This window comes from Alteromonas sp. KC3 (assembly GCF_016756315.1).
Lineage (GTDB): Bacteria > Pseudomonadota > Gammaproteobacteria > Enterobacterales > Alteromonadaceae > Alteromonas.
The window spans coordinates 2,262,577-2,278,668 of record NZ_AP024235.1; the positions used below are offsets into that span (position 1 = coordinate 2,262,577).

Here is a 16,092-nt window from a genome sequence, read left to right on the forward strand (position 1 = left end):
TCTAAATTATTCAGGAGATTTCATCGTTACTTGCATCATCCCAAGTTGCCAGCGTGTGGTCAACCCAATCAAGCAATTCGTCGTCATCTATTTCTAATAAATGCTTATCTTGTTGCCAAGATTCCCATGCGTAGTGCAAAATTTGCTCTAATCGCTGCGTTTCTATATCTTCTTCTGCGGCGTCGTAAATTGCGTGAAGAATAAAATTTAAACGTTCTGATGCCTCATCTGGGTCATCGTGAAAGTCTTCCATATCTTCAAACGTCGACAGAACAACATGTATATCAACACTCGTTTTCATAATTATTGCTGAGATTCCATTAGGATGTTGGCAATTTTTACTAATCCTACCTCATCCTCTTCACTAAAACGGTCGTGAATGGGGCTATCGATATCCAATACACCGACTAATTCGTTATTTAGCACCAAAGGAATAACGATTTCGGAATTAGACGCTGCATCACATGCAATGTGTCCTTTGAACTGATGCACATCGGCAATTCGTTGAACTGTACGTGTTTCAGCACTTGTTCCGCACACACCTTTGCCCATAGGAATTCTGATACACGCTGGTTGCCCTTGAAACGGACCAAGTACAAGCTGTTCTTCTTTGTACAAGTAAAAGCCTGCCCAATTGACATCTTCCAGTTGGTTAAAAAGAAGTGCACTAATATTGGCCATATTTGCAATGAGGTCATGCTCACCAGAAACCAAGCTTTGCGCTTGGCTGACTAACTGGTTATAGAGTTGTTCTTTCAATCGTAAATCCTGTCATTGAACAATTTTAAACGTTACGTTAATTCGCGCTTCAACACGTTGTTGCCCTGGTAAAGACATAGACATATCTTTGGCCATTGCTTCGGCGCGCATAACCGGAATCGGCATATTGCCACCACTTTCAGAGATTGCAACAACTTCGCCTACTTCTATTCCCAATTCTTTAGCAAGAAGCTGTGCACGTTGCTTTGCATCTTTCACCGCCGCGACAAGGGCAAGTTCGTAGGCATTTTGTTCACTCAGTGCGATAAAATTAAATTGTTGTATTCTATCCACTCCGCGTTTTAACACGCCATCTAATACACTATCGTAAGTATCAAGATCTGTAGATGTGACAATAATATCACGCGACAAACTAAAGCCTTGTTGAACTCTACCTTGAGGCGTATTGACATATCGCGGTTGCAACCTTACCTGCATGCTTTGTATATGCTTTTCCGCTATGCCCTGACTCAATAGAAACTGCACCACTTGGCGTAAGTCAGCATTTAACTGACTATTTAGCTTGCTGACAGTATCCCCCTCTTCTTCAACGACAAAAGTCACTGAATAAGCATTAGGTGTGACCTCAATTGCACCACTTCCTTGAACATTAATTACTGCCTCATTCGCTAAAACTGACTGCGAAAACCCAGTGAGTAAAACAGCAAACAGCCCAAAAATTCGTGATTTATTGCGATAAAAAGTCATAAAAGTCCTTTCAATTAGTTCTGGATGATAAATACCTTATCAACGTGTGATGAACGCACTATGAACGAAGCCTATCGCTGTAGTGTGGCACAAATTGCATTAAAACGGATATTTATACTTTACGCATTTAGGTTGTTTAGGTAGATCACTTTTGAGGTGAGTGGTGGTATTTTTAAGGCCATTAAAAAAGCCAGCATCTAGGCTGGCTTAAAAATAATCATACTGTGCGATTATTATTTTAAAACGCTGCGCAACGCTGCAAGGCAATGGTCTATATTGCGAGGCTTACAAGCGTATCCCATAAGCCCTATTCTCCACACTTTTCCTGCGTGTTCCCCAAGACCTGCACCAATTTCTAAATTGAATTCATCAAGTAATTGTTTACGTATCGCCGCGTCGTCTACGCCATCAGGAATTTTAACTACGTTAAGTTGTGGTAAGCGATAGGCACTATCAACGGTTAACTCTAAGCCCAAATCAGCTAGCCCTTCGGCAAGCTTTGCATAGCCATTTGCATGGCGTTTCCATGCGTTTTCTAATCCTTCTTCTTTTAGGATCAATAAGGCTTCGTACATGGCATACATACTGTTTACTGGGGCTGTGTGGTGATAAGCGCGCTTAGCCCCCTGCCCCCAATAACCCACGATAAGGTTCATGTCTAAGAACCAGCTTTGTACTTTTGTGTTGCGGTTTTGTATTACGCTTACGGCCTTTTCACTAAACGAGACAGGCGAAATACCGGGAACGCAACTAAGGCATTTTTGCGAACCTGAATAGATCGCATCAATATTCCAACCGTCAACATCTAGCTCAATACCACCTAAAGATGTCACTGCATCAACGATTGTCAAACAATCATATTTTTTAGCGAGCTCACAGAGTAATTTCGCTTCATTACGCACACCCGTTGATGTTTCGGCGTGCACAAAGGCGAGTACTTTAATATCTGGGTTAGCTTTAAGCGCGTCTTCAACTGCATTTAGGTCTGTTTGTTCACCCCACGTGTTATTTACGGTCACTGCCACCGCACCGCAGCGTTCAACATTTTCAACCATTCGAAGACCAAACACGCCGTTAATACAAACCAGCGCTTTGTCACCGGGCTCAAGCAAGTTGACAAAGCATGCTTCCATACCAGCAGAACCTGGCGCAGAAATGGGCATTGTGAGTGCGTTTTCTGTTTTGAATGCATATTGTAGAAGTGACTTCGTCTCATCCATTAGCTCGATGAATAGTGGGTCCAAATGCCCTAGTGTGGGTCTAGCCATTGCATTGAGAATTCGAGGGTTAACGTCGGATGGTCCTGGTCCCATTAGTGTGCGTTCAGGGGGAAGAAAAGTAGAAAGCGATTGCATGATTCCATCCTTATTTTGTTCTGTAAAATGGTGTTATCAGACATAGTACAAGGAAAGCATGTGTGCACAACCATCTGTAGCGAACATAAATAATATGAATGGCAAGTGCGTCATGCATACATGACATCAAAGTGGATAAGTTGTGTACATAAAGTGCGCAAAGTCTGTATAAAATATATTCACCTTTATGTAAAGATCCGACCAGTTTCTATCTGATTGAAATTATGGGAGTAAATTGAATAATTGCTGAGTTAAGAGAATTGTAAGATAAAATTCACACACATTGTGTTTATAAAATAACCAAATGTATTCTATAATCATTGTCCGTTTGAAGGATTTTACATACACTCTCCCTGTAAAAGTTAGCGCACGGCTCAGCAATGAGCCATTCCCCTAGGCCCGGAACGTTTGTTCTGGGCATTTTTTATGGGGAAGTTTTCACAGGTAATATAAAGATACTCGCCAGGCTCTTAGCTAATCGAGCAGTTAGCTAAACGAGTGATTCAAGTTTGTTGGCGTATTGCTGAGCATTGTTTGCGTAATGCGCTGCTGATGCTTTTAATTTGGGCTCTACACTGGCATCTAGCGTTTTCACAACCTTACCTGGCGAGCCAACCACCAAGCTATAATCTGGAATGTCCATATTTTCAGTAATCAACGCATTCGCCCCAATAATGCAAAACTTACCAATTTTAGCCCCGTTGAGGACCACTGCATTTATTCCTATAAGTGAATAATCGCCGATCTCACATCCATGTAACATCACCTTATGTCCTACTGTAACACCAGTACCTAGCGTCAATGGAATCCCCTCGTCAGTATGTAAAACACTACCGTCTTGAATATTGGTGTTCTCGCCTATCGTTATTTTGTCCATGTCACCGCGTAGCACTGCATTAAACCATACGCTGCTGCCAGTTTTTAATTCAACATTTCCAATAACATGAGCACCGGGTGCAACATACGTATTATCAGCCATTTGAGGAATTTGACTTTCTAGTTTGTAAATCATGGTGTTCTCCCTTACGAATTAATCAACTTTGCGCATCAGGCCTTCTTGTGTTGTTGATGCAACTAGTTCGCCTTTCTGATTGAAAATTTGACCGCGCACTAATCCTCTTGAACCTCCGCTAAACGGACTTTCCATTGCATATAACAACCATTCATTCATATCTATTGGGCGGTGAAACCACATAGCGTGATCAATTGTAGCGATACGCAATGACTTATCTGTAACTGCGACACCGTGTGGCTGAAGAGAAGTACTTAAAAAATGATAGTCGGACGCATAGGCAAGTGCAGCTTGATGCATTGATAACGACCCTGCCAAATGATTACGCGCTTTCATCCATATGTAGCGCGTAGGTTCTCGCTTTACTGGCTGGTATGAATTTGCAGCATCAACGGTTCGGATATCCACTGGTTCATGATAGCTAAGTGCCTCTCGCATGGGGCGAGCAATTTTATCGAAATGGGCCTGATAAAATTCAAGATCAGACTGAACTTCTTGCGGGGGCGGTACATTCGGCATGACAGGTTGCTGGTGTTCCATACCCTCTTGTGGTACTTGGAAAGATGCTGTCATATAAAATATATTGCGCCCGTCTTGGATAGCCTTAACCCGTCGTGCTGAAAAGCTTCTTCCATCTCTCACAATTTCTACATCATAAACGACCGGTTTTTTTGCATCGCCGGGTAACAAAAAGTAAGTATGAAACGAATGAGCAATTCGGTCCGATTCTACGGTTTCATAGGCGGCAGCTAGCGCTTGACCTAAAACCTGCCCTCCGAATAGTGCACGAAACCCAAGGTCCCAGCTCTGCCCACGATAAATGCCCGCTTCAACGGTTTCTAACTCAAATAAAGATGATAGTTTTATCTCAGACATTGTGATTGCTCTCTTCTACTACGGCTTTAGGATTTCTGGGATAGTACTTTTCTGGCAACTTAGCTTTGTGCTCAAAAAAGCGAGTATCTTTATAGGGTAACTTCATAAAGCCTGAAATACCTAAACCTTTTATTGATGGTATTTGCTTGACCAATGTTAATAATAACTCTCTGAAATTCTTTTCTTGGCTGTGATCAAGCAACGTATAATAATTATGAATTTTTAAATGGGTAGGCAACGCTTCAAAAATAATGCAACCTGTATGGTGAATAGCATTAAGCTGCCTAATCGTTTCAATTATGCCGTCTGGCAACTTGAGTAACTCGTCAGGGTCGTCACCATCTTCAAAATAAGAATGTGTGCGAGAGTCATCTTTATGTGAAGAGACCCGAGATAGCTCATAGGGGATAATTAAATCATGTGCAGGAATGAACTCGTCTTCCTCACTTTCTCTATCGATATGAAGGGTGTTCTTTGCGTTGAACATACAACACTTGAATACCGCAGGTTTGTGAATTGCTCTGGCTAAGTTGATTACGTTATTTACCGCTAATTCGAACGCGGTTTTTAGCGACTCATCATAAAGATTTAGACTTGAGTCGACGTATATTCCTTCCGGCTCCCAACGAACAGCCATCCCGCCTACAACTGGATACTTACCTAAGCGACTAATGGCTGATACAAAGGCCTTTTCAGTATCACCCATACCTTGAAGATAATTCTTGTAGTAACGATCAAACTGCGCATCATCAATGTAACGTAAATCTTGTGCGTCCTTTTCACCCAGTATGGCTTGTTGCCTTAGGTATGACTTCCTCGAGCTATAAACAACAGTTTCAATACTTGTTCTTTGATGCGACACCCATGTGGGTATAAGTGGTTGGTATTGATAATCTCTATCTTCTGTAAAAACCATGTTTTTTAAAACATGTAAGTGGTTAAAAAGATAGTCGCCGCCTTGACGTCTTTTCTCAGCGTCATCACTTAGCATATAGTCCAAAATATTGGCCAACATCTTTGGTAAGCCTAACGATGATGGTGTGATAACTTTGCTACCATAACGACAAGATTGGCCAGACGCCAGAGCATATAACGTACTCGCTAGACCTTGCTCGTCAAACCGTGGACTTGATAGTGCACCATTTAGTTGCTCTTCCCCGATAAAATAGACATCTCCAAGGCGAGCATTTGTCTGATGCAGTTCGCCTGACATCAAGTCCATCACGTTATTGCCCACATATTGGCCGTTGATATCAGTTTGGGCAAATACAGATGATCCCCAGTCAATCAATCCAACGACTTCGTTTTTATCATCCCAAACAAGGTTAGACGGTTTGATGTCGCCGTGAACGATGGGCTTGATTTCACCGTGTTCACTGTATTGGCGAAAATTAGCCAATAATTCACCCACTTGAACCGCAATTTTTACAATAACACGTGGTGGCAATGGGCCGTGCTTTAGGCTGACCTTTTCTAAATCTTCACCTGGAGCACGTGCCATTACCAAAATAGACTGTTTTCTAACTTGCTGATACTCAATAAAGCGAGGTACATATTGATGGTGGACATGTGAAAGCATAAAGGCTTCCTCTTCCAAACGGTCTTGCACATGTTGAGGGAGCGTTATCCTAGAAAACTTAAATACACGCTCTTCACCTTCTGGCGCTATGCCCGCAAACGCGAAACCAAACGCCCCTTTACCTAGTAATTCGATTTGGCCATAGCCTAGGTTTCGCAACTGTTTAATGCACAGGTTTACCCAGTCTTTTAACTTTTTCGCATCAGCATGAGACAATAGGTAAATTGACTGTTCGTCAGGGATATAGAAATGCTTTAAACCTTTTAGCTGGGTCATACTAATTTACCTATGGCACGACGTTACGTGTCTTGGTTTATCCAAGTCAATTCAGCAGTCGATGCTTCACCCATGTCTTTGATGACATCGTCTAGTGCAGTGCTTAGTTGCAAGTCGAGCTGCCAAGGAGGGTTGATAACCAAAACGCCCGAACCATACATGCCTACATCTTCTGAGCTCGGTGCTATTTTTATCTCAGCTTTAAAACATGGCAATCCAGTTTGAGCCAGCTTATCTACCATAACCTCACTAGCACCTTGTTTAGCACCTGCGCGAGCAGACAAAAGTGGATACCAAATAACAATCTGAGCTTGTTTCCAACGTTTGAGGACCTGCTCTACGCCTTTGATGACATCAGAATATTCACTTGCACGTTCATACGGTGGGTCAATTAAAATTGCACCTCTATTCGGCTTTGGTGGCGTAAGCGCTCGTAACCCTTCATATCCGTCGCGCTTGTGCACATGGGTATTAGCGGACTTTAATCGATACAAATTTGTACTGAGCTTTTCGAACTCCGCAGGATGGAGTTCCATCGCATGTAGCGTATCCCCTTCGCGCTTCGCTACTGCACTTATTGCCGGCGAGCCTGGATAGTTATTGTGTGTTAAGAATGTGCCGCAAAGCGCAAGATAATCTTTTAGTAGCGCCGAATCTGCATGTACATTTTGGATTCGACTAATACCTGTCTCATACTCTTTATTTTTTGACGACATCGCGTCACTAAAGTCGTAACAACCTGCCCCTGCATGTGAATCAAAAAGCGTGAAAGGTTTATCTTTCTTTTTAAGTGAATTAATGACACCTAACCAACAAAGGTGTTTTATAACATCAGCATGGTTGCCTGCGTGGAATGCATGTTGATAACTAAGCACAAAACCTCGATAAAACGCGATAATAGATAAAGCTGCTATCTTACCCCGATATGCACATCAGTTACCATATGAGCCAATACACAAATAGTTACGCTAAAGGTGAACCATGCCTTTCATTATATTGTGATAGTGCATCGATAGGATTTGGTGTTGGTATACAAAAAAAGGCTAATAACCAATGTCATTAGCCTTTACGTATTTCAGTATTGCTTCGCTAGCGCAGGTGCATCAACATTTTTTCTGGCTGAGTCAGATAACTCATCCAAAGATTGTTAAAGCGCACCATAGTCGCACCGTCGATGATCCTATGATCGCCAGACCAGTTAACCGCCATAATATGCTGTGCAAAAACATTCCCGTTATCATCAAAACGAGGCAGTTTTTGTGTTTTGCCTAACGCGACAATTGCAGCTTCGGGTTTGTTGATAACAGGCGTTGCAGTAATACCGCCAATAGCACCAATATTTGAAATGCTAATAGTGCCGCCTTTAAGGTGTTCACCAGACACTCGCCCTTCCCTCGCTTGATTAATAATATCCTGCATTTGTGTTGCTATTTCAAACAACGACAAGTGCTGAACACCTTTAATATTTGGTACAAGCAAGCCAATTTTAGAATCAACTGCAAAACCGATGTTGTGGTCTTCGAAGTAACTTATTTCTGTGGCGTCGTCGTTTAACTGACTATTGATAACCGGAAATTCTGTTAACGCCAAAGACATCGCTTTTACAAAGAATGGCATGAAGCTAAGTTTTACATCCCTTGCTTCGAAGTCTGGCTTAAGGGCCTGACGAAGTGCCATTAGGTTGTCCATTACTACTTCATCACTAACCGTGAAATGCGGAATGGTATAAACTGATGCAGACATTTGCTTAGCCATTGCGGCCTGTATTCCGCGCACTTTTTCGGTTTTTACACCACCCGTTGCTTGACTCGAAGCCATGCCAACGCCTTTTGACGTTACAGGTGTATCACTTGGCTGCCCTTCTTTACTCTTTACAGATGAACCGGCTTGACTAACGTACTCAATAACGTCCGTTTTTAGGATGCGGCCTTTTTTACCGCTGCCCGTTATCTTCAGCAAATCAATACCTTGCTCGCGAGCAATACGACGCACGGCTGGGCTAGCGAGTACCTTTCCTGGTATAGCAATTGGTGGCTCAAATTCACCGTCTTTAAATTTTGCATTGTCTGCTGGTAAGGCCGCCTTAGCCGAAGGCGTGCTAGTATCAACAGCACTGTTATCGCATTTTGCAGCGCTGTCCTTATTATTTGGCGTTGCTGGTTGTTCAAACGAGGTATTTATCTGTTGAACATCACCTTCTACCGCTAGAGCAAAAAGCGGGCTGTGTACTTTCGCAATATCACCTTGTGCATAGTAAAGCTTATGTACAACACCAGCGTTTTTTGCTGGAATTTCAACCACAGCTTTGTCTGTCATTACTTCGACAACAGCTTGGTCTTCTTCAATTTGATCGCCTTCAGCAACATTCCACTTAACTATCTCGCACTCGACAATACCTTCTCCGATATCGGGCAAAATAAAATCTTCAATGGCACTTTCAAGTTGACCCGTCAGTTGTTGACTATCTTCATTTGCTAGCGATACAACCGCTTCATCTGCTTCTTTTGTATTTTGCTCGGAACCTTGCTCAACAGCATCGTCTGGTGTCATTGAAAATAGAGGTGCATGAACCTTTGCAATGTCGCCCACTGCATAGTGCAATTTCTCAACTACACCAGCATGCATTGCGGGAATTTGCACCGTTGCCTTATCTGTCATTACTTCGGCAACCGGTTGATCCTCTTCAATGTGCTCGCCTTCAGCTACGAGCCATTCAAGTAGCTCACACTCAACAATGCCTTCACCGATATCGGGAAGAATGAATTCTATTGTCATAATACTTTCTCCCTGACTTAGTAATGCAACGTACGCTTGATAGCTTCGTATGTTTTAGTTTCATCAGGCATGTATTCTTTCTCATGCGCCAATGGATATGGGGTATCTAGCCCACACACACGTGCAATGGGCGCTTCTAAGTACAAAAAGCAACGCTCTTGAATAGTAGCAGCAATTTCACTTGCAAAGCCGCCTGTTAGCGGTGCTTCATGGTTTATAAGTAAACGCCCCGTTTTCATAACTGATTGCATTACAGACTCAACATCCCAAGGAAGAATGCTGCGTAAATCTATGATCTCGCAAGACACACCATCTTCTAATGCCATCTCAGCGGCTTTTTGAAGTATTTCGATTTGAGCGCCCCATCCAAGTAACGTAATGTCATTACCTTCTTGAACAACATCTGCCTTACCTAGTGGCAATTCATAATCGTCTTCAGGCACATCGGCCACAGAGGCGCGATACAATCTTTTGGGCTCCATGAAAAGAACCGGGTTTTTGTCGCGGATAGAGGCCAACAACAAACCTTTAGCTTGATACGGGTCGCGAGGAATGACGATTTTTAAACCTGGGCAATGAGCGAAAAAAGCCTCTGGTGACTGGCTATGGTAATGCCCGCCAGCGATTCCGCCACCATAAGGTGTACGGATAGTTAATGTGCCTACGTCAAATTGACCACCTGAACGGTACCGCCACTTAGCGGTTTCATTTACGATTTGGTCAAAGGCGGGAAAGATATAATCACCAAACTGAATTTCTGCAACCGGCACTGAGCCTTGCGACGCTAGACCATTTGCGAAACCGATAATACCTTGTTCAGTCAATGGTGTATTAAAACAGCGCGACTTACCGAACTTTTCCTGTAGGTGACTTGTTGCACGAAATACACCACCAAAATGCCCAACATCTTCACCAAACACCATGACTTTTTCGTCTTCAGTCATCGCGGTAATAAGGGCGTTGTTGATCGCTTGTAATAGATTCATTTTAGCCATTACTTCACTCTCCCTGCTGTTTTAGGGTACATCTGTGGGTACTTTTTGATATGTGCTTTAAGGTTGGAAAGTTGCTCTTTTAAGTGCCAAGGCGGTGTGTCATATACGTCTTCAATTATATCTTCTATCGGACATACATCTGTTTTTTCGCAACTTTTTAGTGAAGCCAGTACGTCTTGACGTGCTTTCTCAACTTTGGCTTTATTGTCTTTCTCATCAAACCACCCTTTTTCGCTCAACCATTTAGCCATACGAGCGATAGGATCTTTAGCACGCCATTTATCTTCCTCTTCACGTGAACGGTAACCTGTCGGGTCATCTGAAGTTGAGTGCGCAGCTAACCTGTAGGTCATAGCTTCAATTAATACCGGGCATTTTTCCTCTATCGCAATGCGGCGCGCTTCTTTTGTAGCGGCATATATCGCAAGCGCGTCATTACCGTCAACCCGTATGGTTTTAATGCCATAGCCAAGACCACGAGATGCAATACCATCACCTGCGAATTGCTCTTCAGCAGGCGTAGAAATAGCGTAACCGTTGTTTCGGCAAAAGAAAATAACAGGGCAATTAAGTACCGCAGCCATATTTAGCCCGGCGTGAAAATCGCCCTCAGATGCTGCGCCTTCGCCAAAGTAACATATGGTGACAACATCTTTGCCTGACATTTTCTGACCGTAAGCGTAGCCAGACGCTTGTGGAATTTGTGTACCTAATGGCGACGAAATTGTCATGAAGTTAAGCGGCTTATCACCGTAGTGAATTGGCATTTGGCGGCCCTTGTTAGGATCTGCCTCATTGCTGAACATTTGATTCATGAATTGGTCAGTCGTGTAGCCTCGATAAGCTAGTGCCCCCTGCTCGCGGTACTGTGACATAATCATATCGTCATCAGAAAGCGCTGCAGCACTAGCAACTGATGCAGCTTCTTCCCCAGTACTGGCAAGGTAAAAACTAATTCTACCTTGGCGCTGCGCACCAACCATTCGTTCATCAAGAACACGAATGTATTCCATTGTGTTGTAAATTTTTAATGCTTCTTCTTGGTTGAGTTCTGGCTCAACGGCATCGTCAAGCAATGTACCCTCTGAAGAAAGTATCTGTAGCATTGGGATATCAACTACCCCTTTCTCGATAATGTTGACCTTAGTTGTTGTTTTTACTGCGGCCAAATGATTTCTGTCTTTCACTTTTTATCCCCTTATAAATGAGGGCTGAAACAAATGATTTCGATGCCACTATGCTAGTAGAGGAAGTGAAGGAGTGTCCTTCTCATTCATAGGTATTTTTGAACTTAGTAGAAATGTAACGACTACGGCATGTTAAAAAATGAGGATATACGTCCTAAAAAGGTAAAGCATATGTAAAATATATGATAAATAGATAGGATAAACATCACATCTCTATCTATAAATGAAACGCGTTGTTTCATAACATATGTTTCTATCAAGCGACGCATCTATAACATTGAAAACGCACAAAAAACCATCATTGGATTAATTTTTAATCAATTAAATGAAGAAGAATAAGACTTATATCAAATGAATATTTCTTACCATTTGTAACAAAATATGTAATTTGTTTCATTCAGAAATACACATTACAAAACGTAAAAAAGTGTGCTAGAAATACTGAGTCACAGCGATAATCCGCATAAATAAAGAGGCGAATGACCTTTATTGCGGACGACAAGTTTAAAAGCTGGACTCCAGGGAACTATTCACACGAGAATAATTATGAAAAAAACATTAATAAGTACGGTAGTTGCTGCCGCACTGGCAGGATCTGCTTTTGGTGCATTAGCAACGTCAGACTCTTCATCACTAAAAGGTTTCAGCGTTGAGCAGAGAAACGCCGTTGAAGCTTCTTTCGATAAGAAAAACATCCTAGCCAACGCTATTCAAGCAAACGAAAACAGCGTTCGTGTTATTGTTCAACTTAACGATGTGCCAATGGCACAATTTAGCGGTGTTAACCCAAACCTTAGCAGTGCATCAGCACATAAAGGTCAAAAAATTAACTTCAAATCAAATGCTGCGAAAGAATACAAATCGTTTCTAGAATCAAAGCAGCAATCAGTGATTCAAAGCATTAAGTCTTTTGATGCTTCATTTAAAGCGGACCTTACTTATACAACTGCATTTAACGGCTTTGCAGGTATCATCTCAAAAGATGCGCTTGATAAATTAGAGTCACTTTCAACGGTTAAAGCGGTATATCCAGACGTAATCCACCATGCACAAATGGATGCGAGCTTAGACCTTATTGGTGCAATTGAAACATGGGAACAGTTTGGCGGTAAAGAATCTGCAGGTGCTGGCGTAAAAGTGGCCATCATCGACAGTGGTATTCGCCCTGAAAACCCATTGTTTAGCGGTGAAAACTTCACAGCACCTGATGCAGCTACTCTACCGACAGATGATTACTGTTCAGAAGTTGAAGATTTCTGTAACAACAAGCTTATTGTTGCGCGTGCAGCAGAGATTGTTGAAGGCTTCAGCGTAGTTGAAGAGGAATATGAGAGCCCACTAGGTTTTAACGGTCATGGTACTCACGTTGCGGGTACAGCTGTTGGTAACTACGGCGTTATGGCTGAGCGTGATGGCGCAGAAGCTGAAATTTCAGGTGTTGCACCTGCTGCATATCTAATGGTGTATAAAGGCCTTTATGCAACGCCTGCAAATCCAGCAAGTTCAAGTGGTGCATCTTCGATGCTTCTTTCAATGCTTGAAGCGTCACTTGAAGACGGTGCTGACATTGTAAATAACTCTTGGGGTGGTGGCGCAGGCGGTATGCCAAGCAGCTTCTACGCGGGCGTTTTTGATGCAATGAACGACGCTGGTGTTGTGACAGTATTTGCTGCAGGTAACGATGGCCCTAACCCTGGTACTATCGGCTGCCCTGGCTGTGACGAAGATGTAATCACTGTTGCAGCAACAACAACAGGTCGTCTTTTCGCAAACGAAGTAACTATCGAAGGTGACACAACAATTGGTGCAATTCCTGCGCTTTATTCTGTAGGTAATCCGGACATCGTTTTTGACACTGCTATTACAGCGCCAGTTGTATTCGCAGGTGAAGTTGTTGAAACCAATGCAGAAGCCTGTGAGCCATTTGCTGATGACTCTGCTTTTGATGGTGCAATTGCACTTGTTAGTCGTGGTACTTGTGGCTTTGTGACCAAAATTGCAAATGCCGAGGCAGCAGGTGCAGTTGCAGTACTAGTACATAACGTAGATGGTCGTGGTGAAGCTCCAATTCTGATGGGTGGTCTAAGCCCAGAGCAAACTATCCCTTCTTTGATGATCCCTGCAACGCCTGGACAAGCTCTTGCTACATTAGTATCTGAAACTGATGAAGCTGTGAATGTGACTATTGGCGCTGAAATTGTACGTGTTGTCTCTGATAGCTTGGCTGACATCGTTGCTGATTTTAGTTCACGTGGACCAGGTGGTGATGCGACTTTCTTGAAACCGAATATCGCGGCACCAGGTGTTAGAATTTTCTCAGGTGAGTCTCCAGATGCACCAGGACACGAAGACGAGAATTTCTCGTTCAAAGGTGGTACTTCAATGGCTTCGCCTCACGTAGCAGGTGCGGCGGCACTATTGAAGCAAATGCACCCAGATTGGTCTGCACAGCAAATTAAGAGTGCACTTGTCACTTCATCAATTCGTGACGTACTTAAAGATGATGCACTAACTCCTGCTGATAATTTTGATATGGGGGCTGGTCGTCTTGACTTACCTCGTGCAACTTCAGTTGAACTGACTTATAGCGATATCAGTCTTGTTTCTTCACACTGTTACATCACATGTGATATGTCTATCACAGTTACTAATAACAGTGATGCAGACGTTAATGTTGACGCAACAGCAATGTTCGATGACGAAAATATCGAAGTTACTGTTACCCCTGATATGGCCACGTTACCTGCAGGTGCATCTGCAGAAATCATGATTTCTGCTAACGTTTCACTTGCTTCATCAGGTGAATGGTCATTTGGTGGTATTAACTGGACAGATGGCAATGACGACACGACTGATTATTTCATTCCTGTTGCAATCTACCCTGTAAACACTGATGAGCCAGAACTGTTCAGCAGCTCAGTAAGCAATGATTTCGCAGCTGAAGGTGAAGAAGTTATTACTCGCGCATCTGCTACTAACCAGAATGTTACGGGTCTTATCGGTATCACTTCTACCGTTGATGAAAAGTATGACATCGATCCATCAACTATCTCAGCGGTTAAGAATGGTAACCAAGAGCCAGTAACGTACGATGCAGAGAATCGCGAAATTCGTTGGGAAGGCGCGCTTAATACAGCGACTCTAGAACTTAGCAACGAACCTTCACCTTTTGGTTACTTCTCGCTTTCTAACATTGGTGTAGCACCACTAGTTTGTACCGAAACATGTGACGATGCAGCAATAACCGTTACATCGCTTATAGACCTTCAGTACATGGGGCAAACGTATACTGACGTTCAAGTATCTTCAAATGGATTTGTTTCTATAGGTACTTCTTCAGGCAGTGTTACTGAGTATAGACCACATGAGTTACCTGGTGCACAAGAGCCGAATAACGTTATTGCACCTTACTGGACAGATCTTGATCTTGACGGCACCGCTGCTGACGACACGGGTACTGGTCTAATGTACGCAGCAACAGTAAGCACAAGCACAAACAGCTATTTTGTCGTTGAGTGGCAAAATGCAATGTTGTGGGGAGAAGAAGGCACTAGTGTTAATTTCCAAATTTGGTACGACCAAAGCGCTGAAACCTTCTCGTTTGCATATGGACCAATGAGCGCAAATAACACTGCTGCTGTAGTTGGTTTTGAAGATGCGTCAGGTACTGTTGGCTTTACACATGCGGCACAATTGTCATCAGATGTTTACGGCTCTCTACCAGTTGAAGGTGATGAGTTTAGCATTGTCACCATTCCAGGTGATGAAATCTCTGTAAGCTATAGTGGTACTATCAAGCCTGCAGGCGAATTAATGGATGACATGCTTGCTGTAAACGAAGACGCTTCTATTACTGCAAACATCCTAGCGAATGAAATGGACGATGTTGTTTTCAACACTTTCGAAATGGAATCGCTATCAGGTAACTTCAGAACTTATACGCCGATCGAAATCGACAAAGAAGAGCTAGACCCATCAACAGTTGAGGTTGTTACGGCTGCTGAAAACGGCACTGTAACAGTGAACGATGATGGTACGGTTACTTATACGCCTAACGCTGATTTCTTCGGTGAAGATTCATTTACGTACACTGTACGTGTAATGGGTACGACTAACGATGATGATGAAGTAGTACAAGGTGAAACTATTGGTGAAGGTACTGTTGCAGTTTCAGTTGCAGGTGTACAAGACGCGCCAGTAATTTCAATCAGCGCACCAGCAAGTGTAGATGAAGGTAAGACATTTACTGTTACCGCTTCTGCTACAGACGCTGACGGTGATGACGTTACTATTACTATGAATGGTCTTCAAACTACGAAGATTACAGACACTGCACCAAGCCATGAGCAAGCCTCTAGCATTGCGGTAACAGTGACTGCAACAGACGGTATCGACACAGTAACCGAGACCGTTACTATTCAAGTAAAAGACAAAAACGGTGGTTCAATGGGCTGGATAGCATTGCTTCTAGCGCCAGCTATCTACCTACGTAGACGTGCTAAACGTGCTTAATGCATAACGCTTAGCTACTAAAAGGGCCGCAACTGCGGCCTTTTTTTTCAACCTGTTT

General features: G+C 43.0%; 12 protein-coding genes. 1 reads left to right on the plus strand and 11 read right to left on the minus strand.

Annotated elements, in window-relative coordinates:
- Positions 1 to 10 precede the first annotated feature (10 nt).
- From JN178_RS10180 to JN178_RS10230, 11 genes are all read right to left on the minus strand, one after another.
- Positions 11 to 301, minus strand: coding sequence for a hypothetical protein (locus tag JN178_RS10180; protein ID WP_159624468.1), 291 nt, complete (start codon positions 299 to 301; stop codon positions 11 to 13).
- Between the two features lie 2 nt (positions 302 to 303).
- A complete protein-coding gene (locus tag JN178_RS10185) occupies positions 304 to 759 on the minus strand; it encodes a GAF domain-containing protein (protein ID WP_232369746.1) in 456 nt (151 codons plus the stop codon).
- A gap of 12 nt (positions 760 to 771) precedes the next feature.
- Positions 772 to 1,467 carry an SIMPL domain-containing protein gene (locus tag JN178_RS10190; RefSeq protein WP_202265791.1) on the minus strand — a complete coding sequence of 232 codons (696 nt, stop codon included), beginning with the start codon at positions 1,465 to 1,467 and terminating at the stop codon, positions 772 to 774.
- A gap of 233 nt (positions 1,468 to 1,700) precedes the next feature.
- Positions 1,701 to 2,822, minus strand: a complete 1,122-nt coding sequence (locus JN178_RS10195; protein ID WP_202265794.1) for a pyridoxal-phosphate-dependent aminotransferase family protein — start codon at positions 2,820 to 2,822, stop codon at positions 1,701 to 1,703.
- 490 nt (positions 2,823 to 3,312) lie between these two features.
- Positions 3,313 to 3,834 (minus strand): gamma carbonic anhydrase family protein, encoded by a 522-nt coding sequence (locus tag JN178_RS10200; RefSeq protein ID WP_202265796.1) that lies wholly within the window; start codon positions 3,832 to 3,834, stop codon positions 3,313 to 3,315.
- Positions 3,835 to 3,852: 18 nt separating this feature from the next.
- Positions 3,853 to 4,710 (minus strand): acyl-CoA thioesterase II, encoded by an 858-nt coding sequence (gene tesB, locus JN178_RS10205; protein ID WP_159624460.1) that lies wholly within the window; start codon positions 4,708 to 4,710, stop codon positions 3,853 to 3,855.
- On the minus strand, positions 4,703 to 6,565 hold the full coding sequence (locus JN178_RS10210) for a serine/threonine protein kinase (RefSeq protein WP_202265798.1): 1,863 nt from the start codon (positions 6,563 to 6,565) through the stop codon (positions 4,703 to 4,705). The genes tesB and JN178_RS10210 overlap by 8 nt, the downstream gene beginning before the upstream one ends.
- Positions 6,566 to 6,588: 23 nt before the next feature.
- The gene (locus tag JN178_RS10215) at positions 6,589 to 7,440 is read right to left on the minus strand and encodes a 23S rRNA (adenine(2030)-N(6))-methyltransferase RlmJ (RefSeq protein WP_202265800.1); all 852 of its coding nucleotides are present in this window, start codon (positions 7,438 to 7,440) and stop codon (positions 6,589 to 6,591) included.
- Between the two features lie 214 nt (positions 7,441 to 7,654).
- Positions 7,655 to 9,340 carry a dihydrolipoyllysine-residue acetyltransferase gene (locus tag JN178_RS10220; protein ID WP_202265802.1) on the minus strand — a complete coding sequence of 562 codons (1,686 nt, stop codon included), beginning with the start codon at positions 9,338 to 9,340 and terminating at the stop codon, positions 7,655 to 7,657.
- Between the two features lie 17 nt (positions 9,341 to 9,357).
- Positions 9,358 to 10,335, minus strand: a complete 978-nt coding sequence (locus JN178_RS10225; protein ID WP_202265804.1) for an alpha-ketoacid dehydrogenase subunit beta — start codon at positions 10,333 to 10,335, stop codon at positions 9,358 to 9,360.
- The gene (locus tag JN178_RS10230) at positions 10,335 to 11,522 is read right to left on the minus strand and encodes a thiamine pyrophosphate-dependent dehydrogenase E1 component subunit alpha (RefSeq protein ID WP_202265806.1); all 1,188 of its coding nucleotides are present in this window, start codon (positions 11,520 to 11,522) and stop codon (positions 10,335 to 10,337) included. The genes JN178_RS10225 and JN178_RS10230 overlap by 1 nt, the downstream gene beginning before the upstream one ends.
- A 546-nt stretch (positions 11,523 to 12,068) precedes the next feature.
- On the opposite strand from JN178_RS10230, the gene JN178_RS10235 reads away from it, so the two are divergent.
- Positions 12,069 to 16,034 carry a S8 family serine peptidase gene (locus JN178_RS10235; protein WP_202265808.1) on the plus strand — a complete coding sequence of 1,322 codons (3,966 nt, stop codon included), beginning with the start codon at positions 12,069 to 12,071 and terminating at the stop codon, positions 16,032 to 16,034.
- Positions 16,035 to 16,092: the final 58 nt, after the last annotated feature.